The organism is Chromobacterium sp., assembly GCF_041912965.1.
GTDB lineage: Bacteria > Pseudomonadota > Gammaproteobacteria > Burkholderiales > Chromobacteriaceae > Chromobacterium > Chromobacterium aquaticum.
Window position 1 is genome coordinate 60,092 of the sequence record NZ_JAYSGF010000008.1, and the last position, 23,168, is coordinate 83,259.

Below are 23,168 nucleotides of genomic sequence, written 5' to 3' on the forward strand. Positions count from 1 at the left end.
CGGCGTTTTACTGCAAACCCTCAGGCCGGCAGTTTCGGCCAGTCCGCCTCGGCCAGCTGCGGCCACACCGCCTGCTGCGGCAAACGCGACAACTCGACGCAGTAACGCTTCCACGCACTCAGCAAGCCTTGCTCCTGTGCCGTCGCCAGCCCCAGCTCCTGCGCATCCTCCAAAGGCCGGCGCTGAGCATAAGCCGTGGCCAAGCGCTGCTGCAGCTCTTGCTGCGCCTGCACCGTCAGCGCCGCGCGCGCTGCGTCGGTATCCACTTTCCAGGCCGTCTTGTTCCACAGCGCGAAGGCCGGCGGCTCCAGTTCGGTGGCTTGCAGGCTGTCCGGCGTATCGCCGATTTTTGCCGTCACCGGCTGCGCGCTGGCCTTGCTCCACAACTTGAGCGCGCGAAAATCCTCCGCCAGCTGCCAGCCGCCGTCGCGGTAGACCGCCACTTGTCGCTCCACCGCCTGCGGCGGTTGCTGCTCGGTGGCATTGGCCGGAATCAGCCAGGTTTCTTCAAGGTCCAGCGGCGACAGGTCCGCGGTGGTGGTGCCCAGATACTCGCCGGATTCCGGATGGTAGGCGTAGACGGTTTTCTGTTTGCGTTCTTGCATGGCGGTCTCCTTAGTATTTGATGCAGGCGAGCAGGGCGATGTTGCGGGGGCGGGTGGCACCATAGCCCCCTGCCCAACCATTGCTGTCCAAGTCGTCAGCTACCCCTAGAGCATTAATTTGCGCACGTCGTATTTCGTAAGATTCCTTCTTGATTTTATCTGCGCCCAGATCCACATATCCCATGGATACATTGTTATTTGCATGAATCAGACTCGCGACGCCGACTGAATCAAGAGTTGGGTCAGAAATCGTTAACGTCCCTTTTTGCCATGAGCCGAACACACGCCCGCTATCCGCTCCGTTACCATAATCCCAACCCCGTATAAATTCCCCGCGCAAATCCGGAAGATTGAATGTCGTCGAACCATCCCCCGCGCCATACGTTGTCCCAATCGCGGCAAATAAAGCCGGATAAGTACTACGGCTGGCCGGAGAACCATCACACTTCAACCAACCAGGCGGCGCGTAAGGCATCGCAAAGTGGGCCACCAGTCCCGGAGCACCGGACATGGTCAGCAAATTGGTGCTGGGGCCATGCTCGCATTGAGTCAGGTCCACATAAAAACCACGCGATTGTGTTTTACCATTGTCAAACACGCGAAATGCATTACCGCTGATATCAACGATGACGTCTCCGAGTTGACTGTTCACTTGCGGTGCTTGCAGCATGAACTGCCCGCCTTCCACCCCGCCTTCCGCCAGGAAACGGGAATTGGGTTGGAAATCCACCCGGCCATTCATCTTGCCGCCGCTCAACGGCAAGGCATCGGTAATGCCATAGCCGGCCAGCGTGGTCGGCTTGCTGTCGCCGCCCCAGGCCAGCTTCTTCAACGCTTGCAGCAACTGGTCCTTGCGCGCCGGGTCCGCGCTCTGGCCGCTGTCGCGGATCACCGTCAACAGCTCGTCCTGGCTGGACTGGGCGGCGGACTGGACATTGTTCAGCCACTCCGAGGTCACCACCGTGCCCAGTTCGCCGGTGTAGGGGTTGCCGTCGTGGAACAGGCCATCCGGGCTGTTGATCGGCTTCATGGTGTTTTGCATCGCGCTCTCGCTCCATTTACAGGGTTGGCCCGCTGGCCGGGCTGGCGGCTTGGGGCGGACTCCGGGCCGGGCGGGTGATTAGCAAACCACCCGCTGACCTGCTTCGCTAGTGAATCAATACCGTTATTTTGCCGTTTAGCGACGCGCGTCAGCAGTGGACGGATGTCAGTGGTACGCGAACAAAAAAATGGCAATCCCGCAGGATTGCCATGACTGAAAGCGTAAGTTATTTACGGAGCAATCGGCGCTTTGTGTACGTAACCTCCATGCACACCGGACAGGGCCGCAGGCAAAGCCAGCTGGAAGATCGAGTTATTCTCGGCATAAACGTGGCTGATGCTGTAGCCACCGCCCCAATCCCCTACCCCAGCCATATGCACCCAACCATCGCTTGGCGTGATGCGCTTATTCTCCATGGGCTTGCCATTGCGATACTGGCCATAGTCATAGTAGATAGAGCCGCTGATGCAACGCAGCCAGTTCATAAAAGTGACCGGCCCTTCGGTGCCAACCCCGTATGCAAGCGCCACCGCCATATTCTTGCCATCAATCAGCACTGGCGAATAAGTCAATGCCGCACAGCGCACCTCCGCAATATAGAACTCATAACCATAGCGCTTTTGATCACGCCCCATGCCATTCAGCAAGTCCAAAACGGGCTGCGCTAACTTCGGACCCGCGCCCTCAAACGAGCCATTATCGTGAATGAAACGCCCCACCGAACCGACACTCTGGCTATAGGAAGCAGCATGCATGGGCGTGGCAAACGGCGCGGTCATCTGATTGGTTCGTGCCTGCACGATGCCCTCGGGCGTGAACGGATCGAAAAAGCGGCCGCCATCCGCCAGCAGGTTGCGGCGCGGCAACATGGCCACGGTAATGCCATCCTGGATGCCATAGCCGCCCAGGGTGTTGGCTTTGTCAGCCTTGACCGCCACCTCGGCCTTGGTCGCGCCGTCGCTAATGCCATAGCCCGCCAGCGTGGTCGGCTTGCTGTCACCGCCCCAGGCCATTTTTTTCACCGCCTGCAGCAATTGGTCCTTGCGGTTGGCGTCCAGCGCCTGGCCGCTGTCCTTGATCAGCGCGATCAGCTCCTCCTGGGTGGAACGCGTCGCCTGCTGCAGGCTGTTCAGCCAATCGGCGCTGACGATGGTGCCCAGTTCTCCAGTGGTGGGATTGCCGTCGTGGAACAAGGTGTCCGGCGTGTTGATGGGCTTGAGTGCTTCTTGCATGGAATCGCCTCCCGCGGAAATGAAGAATCGGCCATAGGCCGATGACAGGTGTCGTTACTGAAATGATTGGAGACGATTGTGCGGGAAGCGCCGCGGGCGCGGCAGCGGACGGATGTCAGTGGTCGTCATGCCGCGGCCGGGTGGCCGCGGCATGGTTCGGGTTTACATCACTTCGGAGATTTGCCTGAAACCGGCCTGCAGTTCCTGGCGGATCGGTTCCAGCAAGGCCACCATCTGCTCGCAGTTGACTTGCTGGTCTTCCTGGCAGTTCAGCAGCAGCGTCATCATCGCGTGCAGGCTCTGATTGGCGGCGTGGACATGGACGATGCCGCGGGTCAGGCCGGCGTCGGCCTGGAGGTAATGCTGTTCCAGGTTTTCGGCAATGGCGTCGCAGCCTTCATGGCCGGCGCTGACAGCGCGCAGCTGCTTGATCTGCAGGTGCAATTGCTGCAGCAGCGAGGGTTCCAGCTTGGCTTTGGCGCTCATAGCAGGTCCTCCTTGCTCACGGCGTGGGAATTGCAGGGGTGCTGCCGGCAGAAACTCAATATATTCATTATGGCCTCCACAAACATCTGCTTAAGGATGCCTGCGCGGCACGCGCGGAAGGCGTGGGCAGGCTCATGACAAAGTGGGAGGACCGCAGCAGACACGGCAGCCCCCTTGCGGGGACTCAGCGCCATGGCCTGCCCTGTTTGCGGCAGACGCATGGACGTAGCGAATCGCTGCCAAGCGATTGCTACTCTGCTGAAATAGGACCTCCCAGTCCCGCGGCTGTGGATTGTCACAGCGCAAGGGCGAATGTAAGGGGGGCTAGGCCCAGCGTCAAGGCGGCGGCGGGCTGGGGGGTGGAGATTAGCACCAAAGCGGGCTTTCCCTGTGCAAAACCCTGTCAACAGCTATCGACTAATAGGGATGAGACATATACGACGCAAAGCTTAGGTCATACTCAAGCCATCGTCTTTCCAAAGTACAGCGGACATTGAACAAGCTCTTGCCCCTACCCCAGTAATAATCCACAACGGCTCAAACAAAAAACGGCAGCGCACGGCTGCCGTTTTGATTGATAAACCCTGAGTCAGACAGGCTGCTTCGGCCAGTCCGCCTCAACCAGCCGCGGCCACATCGCCAACTCCGGCAAACGCGACAGTTCAACGCAGTAACGCTTCCACCCCAGCAGCCGCGCCAACTCTGCTTCCGTCGCCACGCCAATTTCCACCGCATCCTCCAAGGGACGGCGGCTGGCATAGGCTTCCGCGAGGCGCAGCTTCAATTGGGTCTGCATCTGCGCCGCCAAAGCGGTGGCCTGGGCCGCCTTGTTGATGATCCAGCCTTTGCCATCCCAAGCCGCAAACTCGCAGGGCTCCAGCAAGGTTGCGCGTAAGCTGTCCGGGGTCTCGCCCAGCTTGGCCTGGACCGGTTGCGCGGTCTGCTGGCTCCACAGTTTGGTACTACGCCAATCCGGCATGACCACCCAGCTGCCATCGCGGAATACTGCGGTCTGACGTTCCGCAGCGACCGGCGGCTGTTGTTCGGTGCTATGAGCCGGCAACAACCAGACATCTTTTTCCAGCGGCGACAGGTCTGCCTGCGTGGCTCCCAAATATTCCCCGGTTTGCGGGTGGAAGGCGTAGACGGTTTTGTTTTTGATTTCTTGCATGGGGGTCTCCTTAGAACTTGATGCAGGCAAGCAGAGCGATGTTACGGGGGCGGGTCTCCTGACCAGCATTCGCCAGAATTGGCCGGCTCGCGTTCACAGAGTTCTGAGGGCCGGAATGGTCTCCGACAAAATTCCCCAATCCCCCTGGCGCACCGTTCAATAGCTGTGGAAACCATTGCGGGTGGGTATGCGCTTGGACATCCTGTGCTTGCCAAGCCCCCAGAGCACGCCCCGCATCCGCCCCTCGCCCATCATCCCAACCACGGATGAACTCCCCACGCAAATCAGGCAGATTAAAAGTCGTTGAGCCATCCCCAACCCCGAACCTGGTGCCTATCACCGCGAATAAAGCGGCGTACTTGGTTCGGCTTACCGCGGTGCCATTGGCCTTCAGCCAGCCCTCCGGCGCATCGACCATGGCAAAATAGGCGACTTGCCCGGTGAGGTGGCCGTCATGAATCAAGGTATACCAGGGGTTCCAACGCTTGGCATCGTCGTTGCGGGTACGAAAACGCATGGTGTTTCCGCGCTGATAGTCGGCCGTCAGTTGGCAGGAGTAGTCAATCTGGCCGCCCAACCCACCAAAGGCGATGAACGGGCCGGTAACGCCGCTGGAGGTGCCATAGTTGAATCCCATCTCCCCGCCGGTGATAGAAGTATCCAACGAGGTGCCATCCTGCGGGTCTATACGATAGCGACGTTTCTTGATCAGAGAAGTGTCATTACCGGAATGCCATACTCGGAATTCACCACCCCCAGCCTCTTTCAACACCAGTGTTTCATCGCCATAGCCTTTGTGCACCAAGGCCACTGCGCTATATCCCGGCCGATGCAGGCCTAAGGATGGGAAATCCACGCCGGTGGAACACAGTTCCATCGTGCCGCTGCTGTACATAGTTGCGTCGTAGTTATTCGGCGTGGTCTTCAGGACATGCACTGTCTGCGCGGTAGACAACGCCAAAGTATTGATGCCATAACCCGCCAGCGAATCGGCCTTATCCGCTTTGCCGGCCAGCTTGTTGGTGATGGTGGCGGCGAAGTCCTTGTCATTGCCCAGCGCCGCAGCCAACTCCTGCAACGTATCCAGCGCGCCCGGCGCGCCGTTGACCACGCTATCGACAGCGGCCTTCAACTCGGCCTTGGTCGCGCCATCGGTAATGCCGTAGCCGGCCAACGTGGAGGCGGCATCAGCCAGTTTCTGCCACGGAGTCCAACGGGACCAAGAGCAGCAGCGATACCAAACACCAGCATGGTTATAGGCTTGATAGCTCTGGTACACCATCGCCTCGTCGGCATAGACTTGCAGCTTGCCGGCATACGGCGTCGGGTAGTTCTTGCCACTGGCCGCTTGTGCGTCCCCCCGCTGGCTATAAAGGCCCGTGACGTTAATATCGTTCAGATCCACCACACCCAACGCCGGTTTCAACGGCAAAGCGTCGCCAATACCATAGCCTGCCAACGTAGTTGGTTTGTTGTTGCCGCCCCAGGCAATCTGCTTGATCGCCTGCAGCAGTTGGTCTTGGCGCTTGGGGTCGGCGCTCTGGCCGCTGTCCTTGATCACGGCCAGCACTTCTTCCTGAGTGACCTGAGCGGCGGACTGCATGCCGTTCAACCATTCAGCGCTGACGATGGTGCCAAGTTCGCCACTGACCGGGTTGCCGTCGTGGAACAGCTTGTCCGGCGTGGGAATGGGCTTGATGGGTTCTTGCATGAGGCGCTCCTGAAAAGAGAGAAAGAGCACAGGCTCCCGCCCGCCAGGGCGGAGCTGTGAGGGGAAGGGGAATACGGCGGGAGGGGCCGCGCGGGAGCGCGGTTTAAGGCTGGTAGGCGAAGTAGACGTGGGTGTGAGCCGGTTTCAGATCCTTGAACAGGTCTTCCAGCCGCGGGTCGCCGAAGGTGGTGAGGCGTTCCCCGGCCAGCGATTGGCCGGCGCGGAAGAAGTACGGCCGGGTCTTGGCGCCGAACACGGTGACTTGCCACACCCAGGGGATGTCCGCGGTCCACAACTGCTGGCCGGCGCGGTTGATGCCGGCGCGGAACGGCTGCGGTTCGCTGATGGCGATGCGGTAGCCCATGCCGGCCGCCAGCCGGGTGAAATAAGGGATGGACAGGCCGCCGGTTTCCGCCAGCTTGGCCAGCACCGCCTGCTGGCGCTGCTGGTAGGGCGCGTCCGCCGGCGGGGCCAGCCCGCAGACGCGTTCCCAGTCCGGCAGCAGGCCTTCGGCCAGCAGCGGCGTGGTGGCGCCCACCAGTTGCCGCGCGCTGTTCTGCGTGCGGTCCAGCGCCGCGCCTTCGCTGCCCAGTTCGGCCAGCAGGCGCGGGCCGTCCGGGCTGTAGCTGGTGGGCGGCAGCAGCCGGGTCAGCAATTCGCTATGCGGGGTTTGCGGGTTCATTGCAGCCCCCTCACCGTGACTTTGCCCAGGCGCAGCCATTCCACGGTTTTCTCATTCACCGTCGGTTCGATATTGGTGGCCGGCGACAGCAACTGGCGGTCCACCACGCCGGGCAGGTCGGAGATCAGCGCTTCCAGCCGGCTCTTGTACAGCTTGCTGCCGGGCGCGAGGCTGGAGAAGTGGGCGGCCAGCGCCTGGCGCAGCGGTTCGGTCAGCGCCTGCACCGTGGTGCCGTCCACCGCCAGCCCCACTTCGATGTCCACCGGCCGCGGCGTGGGCGCCAACACCAGGCAGTTCTTGGCGGTGACCGGGCGCAGGTCTTCGATATGGGCTTGCACCGCGGCCAGGGTATCGGCCGAGGGCAGGCTGTCCTGGGCGGTGATCACCACGTCCACGGTGCCGAGGCCGCGGCGCAGCGGGTAGACGTAGGCGGCGGACACGCCGGGCACTTCCAGCGCCCAGCGGCGGTAGTCGTGGCGGTTGCCGCCGGCCGGCGGGCGGCGGATCAGTTCCAACAGCCGCGCCAGCAAGGCGGCGTCGTCTTCTTCGTCCACGCCGCCGTCCATGCTGACGAAGCTGACGCGGCTGGCCAGGCCGCTGGGCGCGGCCATCAGTTCGGCCACCGCGCCGGCCGGCCTGTTGCCGGCCAGGCCGGGCAGGTCCGCCGCCACCGCCACGCTGCCCTGCCCGTCCGCGTCCAGCTGGCCGGCGGCCTGGGTGGTGTAGAGTTGCTCGCCCAGGCGCACTTTCAGGCCGGCGGCGAAGCTGGCGCCGGCATTGCCGCTCAGCTTGAGCTGACCCTTGGCCGCCACCGGCGGCTTGCGGCTGAGGCCGCGCACGCGGGCATGCTGTTCCAGGTAGTCGCGGTCGGCGCTGTCCGGGAAGATCTGGCGGGCGATCCAGCTCTGGTGCTGGTACAAGCCTTCCACCGCGCTGGCGACCGAGCTGGCGCGCACGAAAAAGTCGCTGTCGGGGCCGACGTCGGCGTCGGCGCGCAGGTTTTGCAGGTCGCGCAGCAGCGCGCCGCGTATGGTTTCAAAATCCGGGGTGGACAAAGGCATCAGGCTATCCTCACATGGTGTTGGAAATGTCGGGTCTGGCCGCCGGCTTCTTCCACTTCAACCAGCAGCAGCAGGCGGCCGCTGCCGGGGCGCTGCGCCTGCACGCCGACACGGCGGGCGCGGCCGTCGCGCAATAGCGGCTGCAGGGCTTGTTCGGCGTACTGGCAGGCGATCAGGTCGATCTGGCTGGTGTCCTTGCTGCGCGACAACAGGTGCAGGCGCGAGCCGAGTTCGGGATCGGCCCACCAGCCGCCCAGCGGAGTCATCAGCCGCAGGTAGACGGCGTTGGCCAGGGTGTCGGTGGTGCCGCCGGCGTAGTCGCCGGTGATGGGGTCCAATAGAGGGTCCATGGCGTTATTTTCCGGGTTTGCAGGGGTTGGGGATAAGGGACGCGGGTCAGTGCCGGCAGGCGTTCAACAGCGCGATATCAACGGCGTTGTTGGCGAAAAGCTTGTGTTACAAAGGTGGACTGGTCGTACCGTGCACGCCGCTATGCTGGTGGCCCACCAGGCTCTTGCCGCCGGCCACCACGTCGCCGCTGACGGTGACGCCGCCCTGGATGGCCATGCCGCCATTGCCTTTGATCTGGCCCTGGGCCACCAGCTGCGCGCTGGTGCTGAGCGTGGGCGTGGTGAAGCTGGCCTGCTCGCTGGCGTTGACCTGCCAGTTCTTGCAGCGCAGGCTGAAGGTGTCGCATTCCACTTCGATCAGCCGGCCGCGCTTGAGCACGATCTTGCTGCCTTCGTCGCTGTACAAGGCCACTTCGCCGGGCTTGAGCTGTTTCAGCCGGTAGTTGCCATGCTCGGTGGCGATCACCACGCCGTGGCTGCTGCGCCCGCCCAGCGGCAGCACCACCGCCATGCTGCCCGGCGGCGGGTTGGCGCTGTAGCCGTAGTGCTGGAACAGTTCCGCGTCCTGCAGCTGTTCGCCGGCCAGCGCGTCGGCCTGCACGGTCTGCACATCGCCGCTGCTGTCCACCCGGGTCAGCACCGCGCGGAAGCCTTGCCGCACATTGCTGAAGGCGCGGCGGATTCTTTGGTCTACGTCATTCCACATGGATTCAACCTTTCCGTTAGTTCTTGCGCATGACCGGCAGCCAGCGGCCGTCTTCTTTCAGCGTCAGCCGGGTGGTGCAGCCCTGCCCGCGCCCGCCGCTGAAGGTGCGCGCCATCAGGAAGTAAGTGCCGCCCTTGATGCCGTGCGGCTCGCTTTCCACCTGGATGCGCTGGCCGGGCTTCCACAGTTCGCCGGCGCTGTTGCGGTGGCCGGCGACGGTGGCGCTGAGGGTGTAGCCGGCCAGCCTGGCGTCGGCCAGTATCTTGTCGGCGCGCGCCGCCAGCTCCGCGACGTTGGCGGCGTCCGGCTCCACCATGATGCGCGGCTTGTGGTAGGGGACGTCCGGGTCCGCCGACTGGTGCTTGAGATCGTGGCGGCCCGGGGTCAAGGCCTGGCGATGGCCCTGGCCCAGCAGGGTCAGCTGCGAGTAGCGCGGCGCGTGGGAGCGGGTTTCGCTCAGGCTGAGCACATTATTGCCCTGGCCGTCGCGGCGCAGGATCAGCTTGGCCTTGGCCGGCGCGCTGTAGTCCGGGCCGCCCACCACCAGGGTGCCGTCCGGATCGAACCAGGCGGCCAGGCCATTGGCCGCGGCGGCGCGGTTGAGCACGTCCCAGGCGCTATTGCCCGGGTCCACGCTGATTTTCTCGATCTGCCCCTTGGCCTTGGCGTCCACCCGCACCCGGCTGACGCCCAGCGGCTTGACCACGTTTTCCAGCACATCGCTCAGCGTCATGCCCTTGCCGGTGAACAGCGGCGCGCTGCAATCCAGCAGCATGCCGGCCAGGTCGCGCCCGGACAGCGTCAGTTGGTGGCTGCCGGCGGCCACGCTGTGGCTGATGTCGTCCACCCGGCCTTGCAGCACGATGTCCGCGCCCACCAGCACCTTGACCTCGGCGCCCGGTGCCACGCTGGGCGGCATCTCGCCGCCGGGCAGGCCCAGCGACACCTGCCAGGCGTCGGCGGCCATCGCCAGGTCGGAATCGATGCTGTACTGGGTCCAATAGCGGTGGGCCTTGCCGGCGATCTGCAGGCTGACTTCGTTTTTGTCCGGCGCGGGCTTAGCGGGCGTAGCCATGGATCAGCTCTCCTGCTTGCAGATGGTTGGGATGGGCCAGTTGCGGGTTCAGACGCAGCAGCTCGGTGGCGCGGCTGCTGTCGCCGTACCACAGATGGGCCAGCTGGCGCAGGTTGGCGGCGGACTCCACTTTGCGGGTGACGATGGGCGGCTTGGCGGCGATCAGGCTGGCGGCGCTGCGCTGCACTTGCAGGCCCAGGTCGCGCAGGCTTTCTATCACTTGGCGCGCGTCCTCGCCCGGCAGCGCCTTGCGCCATTGTTCTATCGTTTGTTGCAACGCGGCGCGCACGTCGCCGGCCACCTGTTCCAGCGCCACCGGCGTCAGCGTCGGCTGCGTGGCTTCGCCGTGGAACAGGCCGGCGGCGGCCTTGGCCAGCGAAGTGGAAGCGGTCAGCTTGAGCAGCGCGTCGATGCGGATTTCATCGGCGGTCCAGACTTCCAGCGCCTGGCCGGCCTGGTTCAAGGAGTCCGACGCGCGGCCGATCTTCTTGGACACGCCATTGAGCCGGTCGCGCATCGCGTTCCAGTCCGCCAGCGTGGCCTGCGGCCATTTCACCTCGGTTTCCCACGACAGGCCGGGCCAGACTTCCAGCTTGACGCCAAAACGCCAGCTGGCGATGTCGTCGACCAGCGAGGTGACTTCGCTGATGAAGGCCTGCGGATAGGCCAGCAGGTCCACCACTTGGGCGATGCCGCGCTGCGCCATGGACGCGAGCTGACGCACGGTGTCGTTCAGTTTCACCCGCAGCGTGCCCAGCCGGATCAAGGCGGTATTGGCGTTCTGCAACAGGCTCTGGGCCTTGGCGAAGGCTTCGCCGCCCAGGCTGCGCGCCTTGGCCGCCAAGGCGTCTATCGCTTCCACCTGCTGCAAGGGCTGCTGGCTGGCGAAGAAGGGATTGCCCGGCGTGGCTTCCACCCAGCTGACTTCCACGGTGCAGGAGTCCGGCGCGTCGGCCTCGTGGCTGATCTGGTAATCCAGCAGCTGGGCCTTGGGCATGCTGCCGAACACCGGATGGATCAGCTCGCCCGGCCCGGACTGGTCCAGCGCGGCGACGAAGTCGCGCAGCCGCTGCTGGTAATCTCGGCCCCAGAAAAACACGCTGAGCGACACCTTGCGCGCCTTGCGGCCCAGGTCCTCGACGTCGGCGCCGTCCAGGTAGGGGTATTCGTGCATCGCGTGGTCGCGCTGGGCGCTGTCCACGCTGCGCAGGCATTCAAAACGCACCCCGCGGAAACTGGCGTCCACCAGCGCGCCGGCGGCGGAACCGGCAAACAGACTGAGATTGAACATCAGCTTCTCCTTTGTTGTTGGCTATTGGCGGCGTTGACGGCGGCGACGATGTTGCCGTTTTGGACGTCGACGGTGATATTGGTGGGCTGCGCTAGATGGCTGACCAACTGGCTCAAGCTGGCCTGGATCTGCGACATGACGATCAACAACTGCTCGTTTGAAGCATTGGCGCTTGGAACATTGACGCCTGGAGCGCCGGGCATGCCGGTATTGGAGAGCGCCGGAGATGCCGAAGCCAATGCGGCCATCGCGGCAGGAATAGACAGGGCATCCTCTGCCCCAGGCTGCGCCATTCCTGCCGTAGCCGCCGCTTTCTTGATTGGCTTTTGCGCTGGCTGCGCATTTTTTGGCGTGGTGCGCGGCTTATCCGTCGCCGTTTTTTTCGCAGTCTCTTTAGGCGTGGTCTGCGCGCTGGCTTTGGGAGTCAAATTGGCCGCCTTTCGCTGCTCCTGCTTTGCTTGTTCCCGGCGTCCCTGCTCTTGCTTTGCCTGCTCTTGCTTTTGTCTTGCCGCATACTCTTTTTCAACGGACTTAATATAATCTCGGTTCAGCTCGGCTATTTTCTCTCCAACCATGACTTCCGTATATCTCGCGCCCATCAGATCACTACGATCATTATGCGCAAACCAAGAGAATACTCCCGTGCCATCAACGTCCACCGCGGAATAGGCTTGGCCGTTTTTATCCACTAAGGTTTTTTTCAAATCGACATCATTAGGCAGCGTGCGAGGAGGTCCCCATTTATTAACATAATCTCCGCCGGTCATGCCTTGGGCGAACAATTTGACACTATCCCCCGCAGCCTTGCCCACAATGGCTTCCGCCGCGCGTTGCGCAGCAGCGCCCTTCACCAATTTTCCAGCCTTACCCCCGACACTCATTGAAGCAGCAACGCCGAGGCCCTCGGTCATTGCCTCGTGGAATCGGCCATTAATGACATGATCGCCAAACGCGATAACATCGTTTGTCGCGCTCAAGGCCATTGCCGCACCAGGCATCATGGCGGGAAGCTTGGGAATCAGCTTTGCCAATGAGCCTGGCACCGCCTCTTTCCCCAAGATGGATGCCGCCAATGTCGCGGCATCGGGAATCGCCTGCTTGCTAGCCACCTTCTTTCTTAATTGTTCCAACTTGATTTTCTTTTGCCCTGCGGGCAGGTCCTCAAGAGTTTTGGCTGGACTGGGAAGTTTTTTGGGCGCTGGTTTTTTCGGCGGTGCAGGCTCTTGGCTTTTCTTGTCGCCAAAGAATGTGTCGTACAATCCCAGCCCCGCGCCCGCCAGCGATTCTGTGACTTTCTTTTCGATCGGGCTGGTCATTTCGCTGACTTTTCCGCCAACCACATCCATCGAGCTTTCCGCCGCATTCAACAGCGTGTCGGTAAGACCGATCTTGCCATCCTTGGGCAGGGATACATGGTCTCCGCCCAAAGCGAATGTATCGAAAGCGGTTCCAGGCCAGCTGCCATCCGGCAAGCCGAAAGCCTCGGTAAAATTTTTGGCGTCCGCCTGTACTATTTTTTTGATATCCATTCCCTGATCCTTGAGGATCTGGGGGATCATTTCTTTGGCGAGCTTATTTGAAGCCTGGTTGTAAAGCGTGTCGGAGTATGGTTTTTTCCCATACTTCTTCATCAAATTCTTGGTTGATGCACGGAGAAAAGAGTCATAGACATCGCCCGTTCCACCATTGGTCGACTCTGCCACGGATAGCCATAGATACAGCCCATCCAGCTCCTGCGAACGCTTGATTGCCCTGGCTTTTTCATGCGGCAGCACTGCGCTTTGATGCGCTTCCTGCTTCATCTTTTCTGCAACCGCGCCCTTCAGAAAAGAGTAGACATCCGCATAATTCCCTCTTTTCCTGGCGGCCATTTCTTCCAGCTTTTTCAACTGCTCCGGGCTTAATTTAAGCATAACTGCTCCAGGTCAATGCTTCACCGCCCCGTGAAATCAACCACTCATCAGATAAAGCAAAATTACCTGCCAAAATGCTCTGATGGTTTACTGCGGCTTTACCTTGTAAAGCAGCGTATTCGCTCACATGATTTTTTGAGGCGACAAGGCGGGAATATATGAGAAGACGGCCAGATGCTTCCTGTTAACCAACGCTCCACATCCAGCCGTTAATTATTTAATCAGCCGATTAAATAAGCTTGAACTCACTCCTGAACTTTACGCAGCGACAGCAGCTTGATATCGCGGCGCGCTTCGCTTTCCACGCCGTATTTCTCGCCCACTTCCAGCGTGAAGCAGTCCAGGTAGCTGGTGCGCTTGCCGCCCGGCGCCACCGGGAATTCAGTCAACTTGGCGCCTTCGATCGCTTCCCAATCCAGTTCGCCGGACAGCGGGATGGAGACGGTGACGGACAGCTCGTATTCCGAGATGCCGCGCGCGAAGCCACGGGCGCGGCCGCTGCTGTTCATGGTTTTCACCAGCTTGCGGCCGGTCTTGCTGCTGACGTTGAGGTCGATGACGTCGATTTCCTGGCCGTTGACTTCCAGTACGATCGAACCTGCGTATTCTTTCAAAGCCATGTGAATGTCCTTTTCGGTTTCATGTGGGCGGCCCGGCCGGTTGGACGGCGGGCCGCCGGATCAAGCGTTAACGGGGAAAACTAGGCCCACTCGGGTAACAGCGCTGGGGCAAGGCGGCACCCCGCGTGTTTACCCATTGCCGCTTACAGCAGCAGATCGATACGGCCGGCGAACACATGCAGGCCGTTGACCACGTCCACCGGGATCTTGGCGTCCAGACGGTTCACGTCTTGCGCGTCGCGCTCAACGATCAGGCCGTCCTTGTTGGCGTCCACCGCTTCGATGATTTCCAGTTCTTCCAGCTTGTAGAGCACGTCCAGCAGTTCGGAACGGACCTTGGACGGGGTGCGATCGGACAGCTTTTCGCGCGGGAAGCGCAGCGCCACGCGCTCGCGGCAGGCGCGGCGCACGTAGTCCAGGGTGCGGATGGTGGTCAGATCCAGCAGCGATACGTCGTCCACGCCTTGCGCGTCCTTGGTGTAGGTGCTGATGGAGCGCACGATCTGCACGCGTTCGCCCGGGCCCACTTCCAGCGGGGTCACGCCGTTGTAGAGGGCGTTTTCCTGCTCGGTGCGGCTGGTGCGGGCGGCCAGTTCCACCACGTCCAGGCCTTTGAGTTCCAGGGTGTTCAGCGGACGGGCCGGATCTTCCTCGCTGGCGATCACCGCGGCGTAAGCGGCGGCCAGTTCGCCCGGCAGCTTGGCGGAGCCGCGATACCAGGCGGCGCTGACGCGGCCGCTGGCCAGTTTGGACGCGATGGCGCTGACTTCCGCCAGCGCGCCGACGGCGCCGACCACGCCGATGGCGCCGCGTTGCTCCATCGGGCCGGACACGAAGTCCAGGTGGGTGCGCAGCGCGGTGAAGGCGGTGTCGTTGTTGAACGGGTTGACCACGATGTGGTGGCCGCCGCTAACCACGGCCGCCAGCGCCGGAGCGATGTCCGGATCGGCGGCGCCGCCCTTCATCGCGGCCACGGTGATGCCGAGGCCGGCGATCTGTTCCTGCGCTTTCAGCACGATGGCGTTGCCTGCCGCGCCCTTGTGGCGGGCGGTCAGGGTCAGCACTTCCTTGGCGGCGGCGGCGGTCACCGGCAGGTCAGCCAGCTTGTCGACGGCGGCCTTGGCGGCGGCGGCGATCTTGGCGGCGTCGTCGCCGGCGGTCACGGCCACGTCGATGCGGCGGCCGCCGATGAACAGGCTGGCCACGCCGGCGCCGGTGGCCGGGCCGGTGAAGGTGAAGGAGCCGGCGGCGGCGGCGGCGCTGTCCGCGTCGTCAACCGCGATCACGCTGAGTTGCAGATAGGGGTTGGCGTTGATGGCGGCGCGAGCCAGCAGATGGGCATAGGAGCCGCGGCCGAAGGCCTGGGCGGCCTGCTCGTCGCTGAACACGTCCAGCGCGGCCAGAGCCGGCTGGGCCGCATCGGCGAAGCGCTGGCCGATCACCAGCACGCGCTGCGGGTTGCCCGGCAGGGTGCGCACTGCCAGCTTGGTGTTGAACTCGAAGTATTTGCCCGGTTTGCGGATGGATGCCGGGATCTGGTCGAAGCTGATGTTGGGGCTGGCCATAGAATATGGGCTCCTGGTTGATGCGGTTGGGGAAAGGCGCCGCGCCGGACGGCGCGGCGGGATACTGCGGAAAAATCAGGCGGATGGCGGCTGCTTGACCACGTCCTGGGCCTTGACGCCCGGCTTGCCGTCCAGGCTGTAGTCCAGGCGAGTGCTGCGCCATTCGGCGGCGGGGCCTTCCAGACGGCCGCCGAAGCGGGCGAATACTTGGTCGGGATCGGCCTCGCCCTGCGGCGACGGCCAGTGGCCGTTGTCCAGCGCCTCGTCCAGCCAATGGCAGGAGAAGTCGCAAGCCACCAGGCTCCACGGCTGGCCGTCGCGCTGAGCCTGGCCCAGCGGCCGCACTTGCTCGGGCATCAGCGGCGACACCGCCAGGCCGAAGTCCTGGGCCGACAGCAAACGGCGCACCGCGTAGACCAGCTGCCAGACGCCGGCGCCGGCATAGCCGTGGTCCGCCTGCAGCCGATCACCGACGATGACGGTGAAGCGCGCCTGCGCCTTGTAGCGCTGGCGCAGGCTGGCCGAGGGCTGGCAGGCGCTGATGCCGCCGGCCACGGTCCACAGCGCCGGCAGCCGCGCCAAGGCCTGCGGATTCAGGCCGGGGCTGCCCGCCGCCGGCGTCAGCCGGCTCTGGAACGAACCTTGCGCGAGGTCCAGACCGCACAAACCGGTTTCGTCCAGATCGGCCGCCACTTCGCGCACCATGCGGCCCAGGCCCTGGCGCAGGCGATCGGCGATGGCGTCTTGCACTTGGATCAGCAGGGACATGATTTCCTCAATGATTCAGCGGTTTATCGATATGGCTATTGTCGCGCGCCCACGGTTTTGGGCTTAGCTGAGCGATGTCAGTGGGGCTTGCGGCCGCGGGCGCGGCCGGCGGGGATCAGGCCTTGATGCAGGCCAGCAGGGCGAGGTTGCGAGGGCGGGCGGCGCCGACCGAGCTAAGGTAATTGCTCAACACGCCCTTGACGCCGGTGACATAGTGCATTTCCAGACCGGGGTAGCCGGCCAGGTCCGGGACATCCGCGCCGAAGGCGGCGGTGCCGGCGGCCGCCTGCCCAGTGCCGACGTTGGTGCTGATGTTGTACAGCTCGTTGTCGCTGAAATACTCGTTGGCGGCGACCAGCGTGCCTTTCTGAGCGCTGCCAAGCTTGCGAGCCGGGTCCACGCCGCGTCCATCGTCCCAGCCGCGGATGAACTCGCCGCGCAGGTCGGGCAGTTGAAACAGTTCGCTGTTTTCCGGGCGGGACGAGCCGGTCTGTTCACCCGGCGGAGTGAATTCGGTCTGATAGCGGGACTTCTTGGAGATCATCCAATCCTGGAAGTAGCCGCCGGCGGAATCGGCGTAAATCGGATCGTGTCCATCCACCGAGAACACAATGGTGTTGTCCGGAATATTGACCTTCAGCTCGGTTTTCAGACTCCACACCAGCTTGCCGTCGACAAACAGTCGATAGGTCGTTCCGTCGTAACACAGCGCGATGTGATACCAACGGGGCTCAGGAAAGGTATTGGCCTGCCCCTGAACGCCTTCACAAATAAAACCGGAGCCGGGACCGGCCAGCCAAACCATCGGCGCCTTGGTCTGCGAGTGGATGCCAAGGCCGATCTCGCCCCAGGGAGCCGAAGCGTTCATGCCAAAAACCCAATTGGGGTGACCCGTAAACATCGGGTAATGCCAGCCCTCGATGGTGAACGCCTCCGGGTTGAACTTGCTTTGCATCGTGAAGCGGGCGTAGCTGCCCTTGGCCTTGGTCTGCAGGCTGGTCTTGCCAAATTTGCTTTGTTCGGAACTCAGACTCGCGGTACCAACCAGCACGGCTTCCTTGCCGCTGATCAGGTCGATCAGCTTGTTACGATCATCAAACTTGAGCAGTGCCTGGATATCGGCATCCATTTCCTTGTTGGCGAACATATCGCCAATTGCCTGGTACAAGGACGAATATTGCTGTTTGGACACCAGGGAGCCATCCGCCTTGAGCCAACCCGCTGGTGCATCCTTACGGGCGAAGTATTGGATGGCCCCGCTGGGAAGAGCCCCCGTGGACGAGCCTCCATCGCATGAAACATCGCTACCACAACACTGGTTCATTTCGATACGCACTGGATTGGCCTCAGTTTGTCCCAAGACATTGACCTGAAATTGCGGTTTGATACAGATCGTCGTTTGCGACATCTGGATTCCTTTCACAAGGTTTGAGAAGGGGGAAATTCGACACCGCGCCGGAGGCGGGCGGATGAAACGGCGGGCCGTCGCTCAGTGCAGCAGCCGCTTGAGGAATTCGCCCAGCAGCGTTACTGCCAGCGCGGACACCGCGCCGGACAAGGCGCCGCTGCGCGCGGCCTGGACTTCGACGTCGCGCAGGCGGCTGTCCAGTTCTTCCAGTTTTTTGTCTTGCTTGGCGAGATGGGCAACAATCATGTCCAGCTTGCCCTCTATGCGGCCCAAGGCCATCAGATTGTCATGTTCCACGTGAAACCCGCCTTTCAGCCTTCGGCCAGTTGTTGGCAGATCACGCAGCGGGTGCAGCTGGGCAGCACCGTCCGGCGCGCGGACGGGATGGGGTCGCCGCAATCCTCGCAGTGGCTGTAGCCCGTCTGCTCGCTCTGCTGGTAATGGCGGGCAATCGCTTGCTCGCGGAACTCGGTTTCCAGTTCGCTGGCCCGGTCGAAAAAGTCGCTCATGGTTGTGGTCCTTCGGTTGAAAACAGCCCGCCGAGCGTTGTCAGCCTTTGTTCGAGCTGCTGACACCAGGCGCCGTAGTCGGCGGCATGGGCCAGGAGGTCTGCTGCCGGTAACCCGGCGTCGGCGGCGGGGGTTTGATGGGAATCTGCAGTAGATACGGCGTCGGCTGCGGGCACTGCGGCGGCGGAATAGCCGAGGATTTGCCGGTAGAGGCGCAGGCTGTCAGGGCCAAGGCCGCCGTAACGGCCGCCATCCTGTTGCACGACATATTCGATCCTTTGTTTTTGGGCTTGCAGCCTTTGCTGCGCATCCTGTTGCTGGCGCAGCAAGCGGCTCTCCTGCTCGCCGACCAGCAGCTGCAAGCGCCGTTGTTGCTGCAAGGCGGCCTGTAGTTGCCGCTGCGCCTGTTCGGCTTGCTCGGCCTGGCGGCGCTGCTCCGCCGCCTGCTGTTCCGCCAGCCGCGCGCGCCAGCTGTCCGCGCCGTGGCGCAGGCCCAGCGGATACGCGATGCCGGCCGCCAGCAAAGGCGGCAGCAGCCAGGCGCCCAGCCGCGGCCAGGTTGGCAGCGGCGTCATCAGCGGCCGCCCCGGTCGCGCCAGGCGGCGATCAGACGCAAGCCGGCGGAGTAACCGCCGACGATGCCGAGGTAGATCAGCCAGATCTCCGCGTCCAGGGTGCCGCGCAGCCCTTCCACCACGAACAGCAGCGTGGCCGCGGCGCAGGCGATATTGGCCCATAGCCGGGAGTGGCTCAGGCGGCGGCCGCCGGGCCGGGTCATCAAGTCGGACAGACGCATCACTTTTTCTCCTTGTCGAGGTCGGTCGAATTCAGCTCAAAGTGGGGAAACTCGCGGAACGGCGCATCCGCCCGGCCGTACCAGTTCAAACCCAGCGCGGCGCCGATCTCGCCCATCAGCTGCCAGTGCGGATGGTGGGCGTCCCAGACCGGCTTGCCGCCGATCAGCGGCACCACGTCGAAGGCCAGCGCCGCCGGGCTGCCGTGCCGCATGGCGTTGTGCGCGGACTGGCCGGCGCGCGCATTGGTGACCTTGGGCCCGGGCCGGCTGCGGCCTTGCGCGTACAGCGCGTCCTGCTCCGCGCCGGAGCGCCAGGTGCAGGTGATCAGCGCCTCCACGCCGGCATCGCGGCAGCGCCGGACGAATGCTTCGGCCAGGGGTTGCAGCTGCGGGTGCAGGTCGGAAATAGCTCTACTGGCCATGAATGCTCCTTGCTGTTGACGAAAAGTGCGGGGCTCCGCGTCCGGCCCGCGACGCGCGCAGCCCTGCCAGGCTGAGACGCGCCGCTGTTGCGGGTCCGGCGAGAATCGAACAGGATGAAATCAGGAAGGAGAAAGACGGTTTGAAGCTTGCGCGCCGAGGACCCGGCGCGCCGCGGCGGGCGCCGGCGGCTTTAATGCAGTTCTTGGCTGGGGGTTTTCAGCACGCGCCACACCATGCGGTCGCTCAACTGGTAGCGGATGGCCAGCACGCTGACCGCTTCATTGGCGCCCAGGCCCTGCTCCAGCAATTGATCGAAGTCGTTCAGCAGCTGCTGGTTGCGCGCCAGCCGCAATGCCTGGCTGCAGCGTGGCACGTACAGGATGTCGCCGCCGAAATGATGGGTCAGGCTGGAGGCGGCATCTTCGCCTATCACTTCCACCAGCGCGGCGAAACGCAGCTGGCCCGCCTTGCTCTGGTTCTTGGAGATAGGCAGGGTGGTGCCGCCCAGCGCCTGCACCAGTTGCAAGGTACGCGGCAAGCCTATCAGCTCGGCCACCAGGCGCATGGTTTCGGGCAGGGCCGGGGCGATATTGGCTACGGTCATCGCAAAATCTCCTTGTAATCACGGAACAAAGACGATAAGTTCTAAATGAGTTATAATTACTTCTGAAAGCATACGCAGGCGGCATTTAGAACCACTGTTCTATTTTGACGCAAGCCCATGAATTCCTTGATCAACGCTTGTTGCAACAAGATGTCACTGGCTTGCTTTGACCTGCACTTTTTATTTTTGAACTTAGCTCTCAACATAAGTGCTATTTTAGTTCAAAACATAAAACCTAGCAATTAGTACGATGTCACTACCTGACCTAACGTACAGGTCATTTGACATGACAGAACGGGGCTATGCCCGCATGCCAAATGGAGTTCTATATGGAAAAAAACTTGGAACAAAGTGACTTCAAGCAGCGGCTGGAGTCGCTGATCGGCGCGGAAAAGCCCTATGCCTGGGCTGCTCGCATCGGTATCAATAAGGGCTCGTTCACCAATATGTGGTACCACGGCGGCGTGCCCCGCTCCGCAACCGCCAGCAAGATCGTGGAAGCCACCGGTTGCAGACTGGAATGGCTGTTGCATGGCAGCGGCCAGCCTTACGACACCGCGCCCGCCGCCAGCGCGCCGCGCAGATTAGAACGGGATTCGGATTGTTTTGTACCCGACAATGTGCATGAAGAGTTCTGTTTCATCCCGCGCTATAACCTGAAGGCGTCGGCCGGCTTCGGTTCTAATGCCAGCGAAGAGGCGCCGATGTTCTACATGGCCTTCCGCAAGTACTGGATCAAGAACCATCTGAACGCTTCCGCCAAGGACCTGGCGGTGATCAGCGTCAAGGGCGACAGCATGAGCGGCGTGCTGGAGGACCGCGATACCATCCTGGTCAACACCGCCGAGCACTCTCCCGGCGAGGGTCTGTACGTGATCCGCATGGGCGAGGACATCTTCGTCAAGCAGTTGCAGCGCTTGCCCGGCGGCGCGGTGCAGGTGCGCAGCGCCAATCCCTTGTACGAGACTTTCACCGTCGATCTGCAGCGCAATACCGGCGAGTTCGAGGTGATAGGCCGCGTGGTCTGGTTCGGCCGTCAGATTGGCTGAGAACGGGTTCACGATCTGCTGCGCTGCGGCGTTGAAATCGTCTTCGAAATGCTCATGCACCACGGGTACATGCCGCTTTCTCAGCCGCAACGCCTTGTCTCGCTCTAGCTCGCGAGATCGTAAACAGGTTCTGGGCCCGGCGCAGCGGGTGTAAACTGCTGTTTTGCCGCACCGCATGAAACGGATACCACCATGATTCAACACATCGAAGCCAGCCTGGGCGAGGCGCAAACCGCCTTGGCCAATCTGCTGGCCAATCCGGAAGCGCTGGCCAGCATCGACGCGGCCGCGCAAACCCTGATCGCCAGCCTGGCGGCGGGCGGCCGCATCTTTTCCTGCGGCAACGGCGGCTCGATGTGCGACGCCATGCATTTCGCCGAGGAACTGACCGGCCGCTACCGCAAGAACCGCCGCGGCATGGCCGCGGTCGCCATTTCCGACCCCAGCCACATGACCTGCGTCGCCAACGACTACGGCTACGAGTTCGTGTTTTCGCGCTATCTGGAAAGCCACGCCCGCGCCGGCGACGTGCTGATCGGCATCAGCACCAGCGGCAACAGCCAGACCATCATCAACGCCGCGCAAGTGGCGCGCGAAATGGGCGTCAAGGTGGTGATTCTCACCGGTCGCGCCGGCACGCGGCTGGAACCGCTGGCCGACGTCTACGTCAACACGCCCGGCGGCCAGTTCGCCGACCGCGTGCAGGAGCTGCACATCAAGGTGCTGCACATCCTGATCGAACTGGTCGAACGTCACTTCTGCCCGGAAAACTATTGAGCTTTCCTGCTCTGTCACGTTTGCCATTGTGCTGATATCGCGCGCCGCGCCCCAAGCGACGCCTGTCAGTACGCCAACGGCATGATGCGATAAAAAAACCGCCGCCCGGTTCTCCCCGGCGGCGGTTTGGTTTTGCCTGCGGCGCGGCGCTAGGGCTTGTTCAAAGGCTCGCGGGCAAGAGCGAGACAAGGCGAAAACGAGCGAAAAAGCGGAATGTAGTCGTGCCACATGAGCATTTTGAGCTTGTACTCACCGTGTAACGCTTCACGAACGCAGCAGACCTTGAACAGGTTCTAACGGTTTAGGAATTCCCCGATGCGCTGGTAAACCATGCGGCAGGCGTCCGGCACGATGGCTTCCAGATTGAGGAAGGCGTGCACCATGCCGTCCAGGTGCAGGTGCTCCACCTCCACCGCCGCCGCGCGCAGCTTGTCCACATAGAGGAAGTCCTCGTCGCGCAGCGGATCGAAGCCGGCCGACACCAGCAGCGTGTCCGGCAATTTGCGCGTGAACGCCCAGTGCAGCGGCGAGGCCTGCAGACGGTTTTCCGCATGCTGGAAGTAGTTGTCGAAATACCAGGCCACCCGCGCCTTGGTCAGCAGATAGCCCTCGCCGTTCTCGTCCACCGAAGGCTGGCTCAGCGTGTAATCGACGCTGGGATAGATCAGCACTTGGCGCTTGATCTGCAAGGACGCATCGTACTGCCCCAGGCCGCTGAGGCTGGAGGTCAGCGCGCCGCCGGCGGAGTCCCCGGCCAGCGACAGCTGGCGCACATAGGGCAGTTGTCGCGCGTCCAGCGCCTGCCACACGCCCTTGGCCACGGTGGCGGCATCCTGCAGGCCAGCCGGGTACGGGCTTTCCGGCGAGCGCCGATATTCCGCCGACACCACCACGTGCCGGCTGGAGGCGGCGAGGCGGCGGCAAATCGGATCGTAGACGCTGACGCTGCCCACCATATGGCCACCGCCGTGGAAGAACACCAGCACCGGCAGCGGCCGCTTGGGATCCGGGTGATAGATGCGCACCGGCACGGTGTAGTCGCGGCCCGGCACCAGTTCGTCGTTGACCCAGGCGATGTCCGGCCCCGGCGTCACCATCTGCCGGGTCAGATTGGCCAGCGCTTCGCGCGCGCCGATGGCGGTGGCCTTGTAGCCCTTGGCCACCATGTCGGCCAATTCGCGGTTGTACTCCTCCAGCCAGACGGCCAGAGCGGGATCGAGCTGATGCATGCAAGCTCCTATCGGCCCAGGCGTGGCATACGCGCGCGGGCGCAAGCGGGGAAAGTCGGGAGAAGGCCGGGCGCGGCGCGCTGGCGGATGATCCG

26 protein-coding genes are annotated in these 23,168 nt (G+C 62.8%); 2 read left to right on the forward strand and 24 right to left on the reverse strand.

Going from position 1 to position 23,168, the window contains the following annotated elements:
* Window positions 1-20: 20 nt before the first annotated feature.
* The 23 genes from ACE3QM_RS06165 to ACE3QM_RS06275 all read right to left on the reverse strand — a co-directional run bounded on the left by ACE3QM_RS06165 (window position 21) and on the right by ACE3QM_RS06275 (window position 20,018).
* Window positions 21-605 (reverse strand): tail fiber assembly protein, encoded by a 585-nt coding sequence (locus ACE3QM_RS06165; protein WP_374420958.1) that lies wholly within the window; start codon window positions 603-605, stop codon window positions 21-23.
* Window positions 606-615: 10 nt separating this feature from the next.
* Entirely contained in the window at window positions 616-1,635 is a 1,020-nt protein-coding gene (locus ACE3QM_RS06170; RefSeq protein ID WP_374420960.1) for a phage tail protein, read from the reverse strand.
* Between the two features lie 242 nt (window positions 1,636-1,877).
* Window positions 1,878-2,879, reverse strand: coding sequence for a hypothetical protein (locus ACE3QM_RS06175; RefSeq protein WP_374420962.1), 1,002 nt, complete (start codon window positions 2,877-2,879; stop codon window positions 1,878-1,880).
* A gap of 162 nt (window positions 2,880-3,041) precedes the next feature.
* Window positions 3,042-3,365, reverse strand: a complete 324-nt coding sequence (locus ACE3QM_RS06180; protein ID WP_048411291.1) for a hypothetical protein — start codon at window positions 3,363-3,365, stop codon at window positions 3,042-3,044.
* 589 nt (window positions 3,366-3,954) lie between these two features.
* Window positions 3,955-4,536 carry a tail fiber assembly protein gene (locus ACE3QM_RS06185; RefSeq protein ID WP_231461111.1) on the reverse strand — a complete coding sequence of 194 codons (582 nt, stop codon included), beginning with the start codon at window positions 4,534-4,536 and terminating at the stop codon, window positions 3,955-3,957.
* Window positions 4,537-4,546: 10 nt separating this feature from the next.
* On the reverse strand, window positions 4,547-6,247 hold the full coding sequence (locus ACE3QM_RS06190; RefSeq protein WP_231461112.1) for a tail fiber protein: 1,701 nt from the start codon (window positions 6,245-6,247) through the stop codon (window positions 4,547-4,549).
* Between the two features lie 103 nt (window positions 6,248-6,350).
* Entirely contained in the window at window positions 6,351-6,929 is a 579-nt protein-coding gene (locus tag ACE3QM_RS06195) for a YmfQ family protein (protein ID WP_048408447.1), read from the reverse strand.
* Window positions 6,926-7,990: a baseplate J/gp47 family protein gene (locus tag ACE3QM_RS06200; protein ID WP_374420966.1), complete on the reverse strand. Its 1,065-nt coding sequence runs from the start codon at window positions 7,988-7,990 to the stop codon at window positions 6,926-6,928. The genes ACE3QM_RS06195 and ACE3QM_RS06200 overlap by 4 nt, the downstream gene beginning before the upstream one ends.
* Window positions 7,990-8,340 (reverse strand): phage GP46 family protein, encoded by a 351-nt coding sequence (locus ACE3QM_RS06205; RefSeq protein WP_048408449.1) that lies wholly within the window; start codon window positions 8,338-8,340, stop codon window positions 7,990-7,992. The genes ACE3QM_RS06200 and ACE3QM_RS06205 overlap by 1 nt, the downstream gene beginning before the upstream one ends.
* A gap of 106 nt (window positions 8,341-8,446) precedes the next feature.
* Window positions 8,447-9,046: a phage baseplate assembly protein V gene (locus ACE3QM_RS06210; protein ID WP_048408450.1), complete on the reverse strand. Its 600-nt coding sequence runs from the start codon at window positions 9,044-9,046 to the stop codon at window positions 8,447-8,449.
* Window positions 9,047-9,062: 16 nt separating this feature from the next.
* The gene (locus tag ACE3QM_RS06215) at window positions 9,063-10,121 is read right to left on the reverse strand and encodes a phage baseplate assembly protein (RefSeq protein ID WP_048408451.1); all 1,059 of its coding nucleotides are present in this window, start codon (window positions 10,119-10,121) and stop codon (window positions 9,063-9,065) included.
* Window positions 10,105-11,412 (reverse strand): DNA circularization protein, encoded by a 1,308-nt coding sequence (locus ACE3QM_RS06220; RefSeq protein ID WP_374420968.1) that lies wholly within the window; start codon window positions 11,410-11,412, stop codon window positions 10,105-10,107. Before ACE3QM_RS06220 ends, ACE3QM_RS06215 begins: the two co-directional genes overlap by 17 nt.
* Window positions 11,412-13,325: a hypothetical protein gene (locus ACE3QM_RS06225; protein ID WP_374420970.1), complete on the reverse strand. Its 1,914-nt coding sequence runs from the start codon at window positions 13,323-13,325 to the stop codon at window positions 11,412-11,414. Before ACE3QM_RS06225 ends, ACE3QM_RS06220 begins: the two co-directional genes overlap by 1 nt.
* A 245-nt stretch (window positions 13,326-13,570) precedes the next feature.
* Window positions 13,571-13,945: a hypothetical protein gene (locus tag ACE3QM_RS06230; protein ID WP_019104097.1), complete on the reverse strand. Its 375-nt coding sequence runs from the start codon at window positions 13,943-13,945 to the stop codon at window positions 13,571-13,573.
* 143 nt (window positions 13,946-14,088) lie between these two features.
* Complete coding sequence (locus tag ACE3QM_RS06235) at window positions 14,089-15,510, reverse strand: phage tail sheath C-terminal domain-containing protein (RefSeq protein ID WP_374420972.1); 1,422 nt, start codon at window positions 15,508-15,510, stop codon at window positions 14,089-14,091.
* 75 nt (window positions 15,511-15,585) lie between these two features.
* Window positions 15,586-16,278: a DUF1834 family protein gene (locus ACE3QM_RS06240; RefSeq protein ID WP_048408456.1), complete on the reverse strand. Its 693-nt coding sequence runs from the start codon at window positions 16,276-16,278 to the stop codon at window positions 15,586-15,588.
* Window positions 16,279-16,393: 115 nt separating this feature from the next.
* The gene (locus ACE3QM_RS06245; protein ID WP_374420974.1) at window positions 16,394-17,686 is read right to left on the reverse strand and encodes a tail fiber protein; all 1,293 of its coding nucleotides are present in this window, start codon (window positions 17,684-17,686) and stop codon (window positions 16,394-16,396) included.
* A gap of 81 nt (window positions 17,687-17,767) precedes the next feature.
* Entirely contained in the window at window positions 17,768-17,983 is a 216-nt protein-coding gene (locus tag ACE3QM_RS06250; protein ID WP_048408457.1) for a hypothetical protein, read from the reverse strand.
* A 14-nt stretch (window positions 17,984-17,997) separates the two neighbouring features.
* Window positions 17,998-18,195 (reverse strand): TraR/DksA family transcriptional regulator, encoded by a 198-nt coding sequence (locus tag ACE3QM_RS06255; RefSeq protein ID WP_374420977.1) that lies wholly within the window; start codon window positions 18,193-18,195, stop codon window positions 17,998-18,000.
* Window positions 18,192-18,770 carry a hypothetical protein gene (locus tag ACE3QM_RS06260; protein ID WP_374420979.1) on the reverse strand — a complete coding sequence of 193 codons (579 nt, stop codon included), beginning with the start codon at window positions 18,768-18,770 and terminating at the stop codon, window positions 18,192-18,194. Before ACE3QM_RS06260 ends, ACE3QM_RS06255 begins: the two co-directional genes overlap by 4 nt.
* Entirely contained in the window at window positions 18,770-18,991 is a 222-nt protein-coding gene (locus ACE3QM_RS06265; protein ID WP_048408459.1) for a hypothetical protein, read from the reverse strand. Before ACE3QM_RS06265 ends, ACE3QM_RS06260 begins: the two co-directional genes overlap by 1 nt.
* Window positions 18,991-19,413, reverse strand: a complete 423-nt coding sequence (locus ACE3QM_RS06270) for a M15 family metallopeptidase (RefSeq protein WP_374420981.1) — start codon at window positions 19,411-19,413, stop codon at window positions 18,991-18,993. Before ACE3QM_RS06270 ends, ACE3QM_RS06265 begins: the two co-directional genes overlap by 1 nt.
* Window positions 19,414-19,604: 191 nt before the next feature.
* The gene (locus ACE3QM_RS06275; protein ID WP_048408461.1) at window positions 19,605-20,018 is read right to left on the reverse strand and encodes a Mor transcription activator family protein; all 414 of its coding nucleotides are present in this window, start codon (window positions 20,016-20,018) and stop codon (window positions 19,605-19,607) included.
* A 329-nt stretch (window positions 20,019-20,347) separates the two neighbouring features.
* Between ACE3QM_RS06275 and ACE3QM_RS06280 the strand changes: the two genes are divergently transcribed.
* Window positions 20,348-21,067, forward strand: coding sequence for a helix-turn-helix transcriptional regulator (locus ACE3QM_RS06280; RefSeq protein WP_197081374.1), 720 nt, complete (start codon window positions 20,348-20,350; stop codon window positions 21,065-21,067).
* A gap of 192 nt (window positions 21,068-21,259) precedes the next feature.
* On the forward strand, window positions 21,260-21,844 hold the full coding sequence (locus ACE3QM_RS06285; protein WP_231461118.1) for an SIS domain-containing protein: 585 nt from the start codon (window positions 21,260-21,262) through the stop codon (window positions 21,842-21,844).
* A gap of 293 nt (window positions 21,845-22,137) precedes the next feature.
* On the opposite strand, the gene ACE3QM_RS06290 is transcribed toward ACE3QM_RS06285, so the two are convergent.
* Window positions 22,138-23,073: an alpha/beta hydrolase gene (locus ACE3QM_RS06290; protein WP_374420984.1), complete on the reverse strand. Its 936-nt coding sequence runs from the start codon at window positions 23,071-23,073 to the stop codon at window positions 22,138-22,140.
* Between the last annotated feature and the right edge of the window lie 95 nt (window positions 23,074-23,168).

Coding starts and splice junctions, on each gene's coding strand:
- ACE3QM_RS06165 (WP_374420958.1), bottom strand. CDS start 605: ATGCAAGAACGCAAACAGAAAACCGTCTACGCCTACCATCCGGAATCC.
- ACE3QM_RS06170 (WP_374420960.1), bottom strand. CDS start 1,635: ATGAAGCCGATCAACAGCCCGGATGGCCTGTTCCACGACGGCAACCCC.
- ACE3QM_RS06175 (WP_374420962.1), bottom strand. CDS start 2,879: ATGCAAGAAGCACTCAAGCCCATCAACACGCCGGACACCTTGTTCCAC.
- ACE3QM_RS06180 (WP_048411291.1), bottom strand. CDS start 3,365: ATGAGCGCCAAAGCCAAGCTGGAACCCTCGCTGCTGCAGCAATTGCAC.
- ACE3QM_RS06185 (WP_231461111.1), bottom strand. CDS start 4,536: ATGCAAGAAATCAAAAACAAAACCGTCTACGCCTTCCACCCGCAAACC.
- ACE3QM_RS06190 (WP_231461112.1), bottom strand. CDS start 6,247: ATGCAAGAACCCATCAAGCCCATTCCCACGCCGGACAAGCTGTTCCAC.
- ACE3QM_RS06195 (WP_048408447.1), bottom strand. CDS start 6,929: ATGAACCCGCAAACCCCGCATAGCGAATTGCTGACCCGGCTGCTGCCG.
- ACE3QM_RS06200 (WP_374420966.1), bottom strand. CDS start 7,990: ATGCCTTTGTCCACCCCGGATTTTGAAACCATACGCGGCGCGCTGCTG.
- ACE3QM_RS06205 (WP_048408449.1), bottom strand. CDS start 8,340: ATGGACCCTCTATTGGACCCCATCACCGGCGACTACGCCGGCGGCACC.
- ACE3QM_RS06210 (WP_048408450.1), bottom strand. CDS start 9,046: ATGTGGAATGACGTAGACCAAAGAATCCGCCGCGCCTTCAGCAATGTG.
- ACE3QM_RS06215 (WP_048408451.1), bottom strand. CDS start 10,121: ATGGCTACGCCCGCTAAGCCCGCGCCGGACAAAAACGAAGTCAGCCTG.
- ACE3QM_RS06220 (WP_374420968.1), bottom strand. CDS start 11,412: ATGTTCAATCTCAGTCTGTTTGCCGGTTCCGCCGCCGGCGCGCTGGTG.
- ACE3QM_RS06225 (WP_374420970.1), bottom strand. CDS start 13,325: ATGCTTAAATTAAGCCCGGAGCAGTTGAAAAAGCTGGAAGAAATGGCC.
- ACE3QM_RS06230 (WP_019104097.1), bottom strand. CDS start 13,945: ATGGCTTTGAAAGAATACGCAGGTTCGATCGTACTGGAAGTCAACGGC.
- ACE3QM_RS06235 (WP_374420972.1), bottom strand. CDS start 15,510: ATGGCCAGCCCCAACATCAGCTTCGACCAGATCCCGGCATCCATCCGC.
- ACE3QM_RS06240 (WP_048408456.1), bottom strand. CDS start 16,278: ATGTCCCTGCTGATCCAAGTGCAAGACGCCATCGCCGATCGCCTGCGC.
- ACE3QM_RS06245 (WP_374420974.1), bottom strand. CDS start 17,686: ATGTCGCAAACGACGATCTGTATCAAACCGCAATTTCAGGTCAATGTC.
- ACE3QM_RS06255 (WP_374420977.1), bottom strand. CDS start 18,195: ATGAGCGACTTTTTCGACCGGGCCAGCGAACTGGAAACCGAGTTCCGC.
- ACE3QM_RS06260 (WP_374420979.1), bottom strand. CDS start 18,770: ATGACGCCGCTGCCAACCTGGCCGCGGCTGGGCGCCTGGCTGCTGCCG.
- ACE3QM_RS06265 (WP_048408459.1), bottom strand. CDS start 18,991: ATGCGTCTGTCCGACTTGATGACCCGGCCCGGCGGCCGCCGCCTGAGC.
- ACE3QM_RS06270 (WP_374420981.1), bottom strand. CDS start 19,413: ATGGCCAGTAGAGCTATTTCCGACCTGCACCCGCAGCTGCAACCCCTG.
- ACE3QM_RS06275 (WP_048408461.1), bottom strand. CDS start 20,018: ATGACCGTAGCCAATATCGCCCCGGCCCTGCCCGAAACCATGCGCCTG.
- ACE3QM_RS06280 (WP_197081374.1), top strand. CDS start 20,348: ATGGAAAAAAACTTGGAACAAAGTGACTTCAAGCAGCGGCTGGAGTCG.
- ACE3QM_RS06285 (WP_231461118.1), top strand. CDS start 21,260: ATGATTCAACACATCGAAGCCAGCCTGGGCGAGGCGCAAACCGCCTTG.
- ACE3QM_RS06290 (WP_374420984.1), bottom strand. CDS start 23,073: ATGCATCAGCTCGATCCCGCTCTGGCCGTCTGGCTGGAGGAGTACAAC.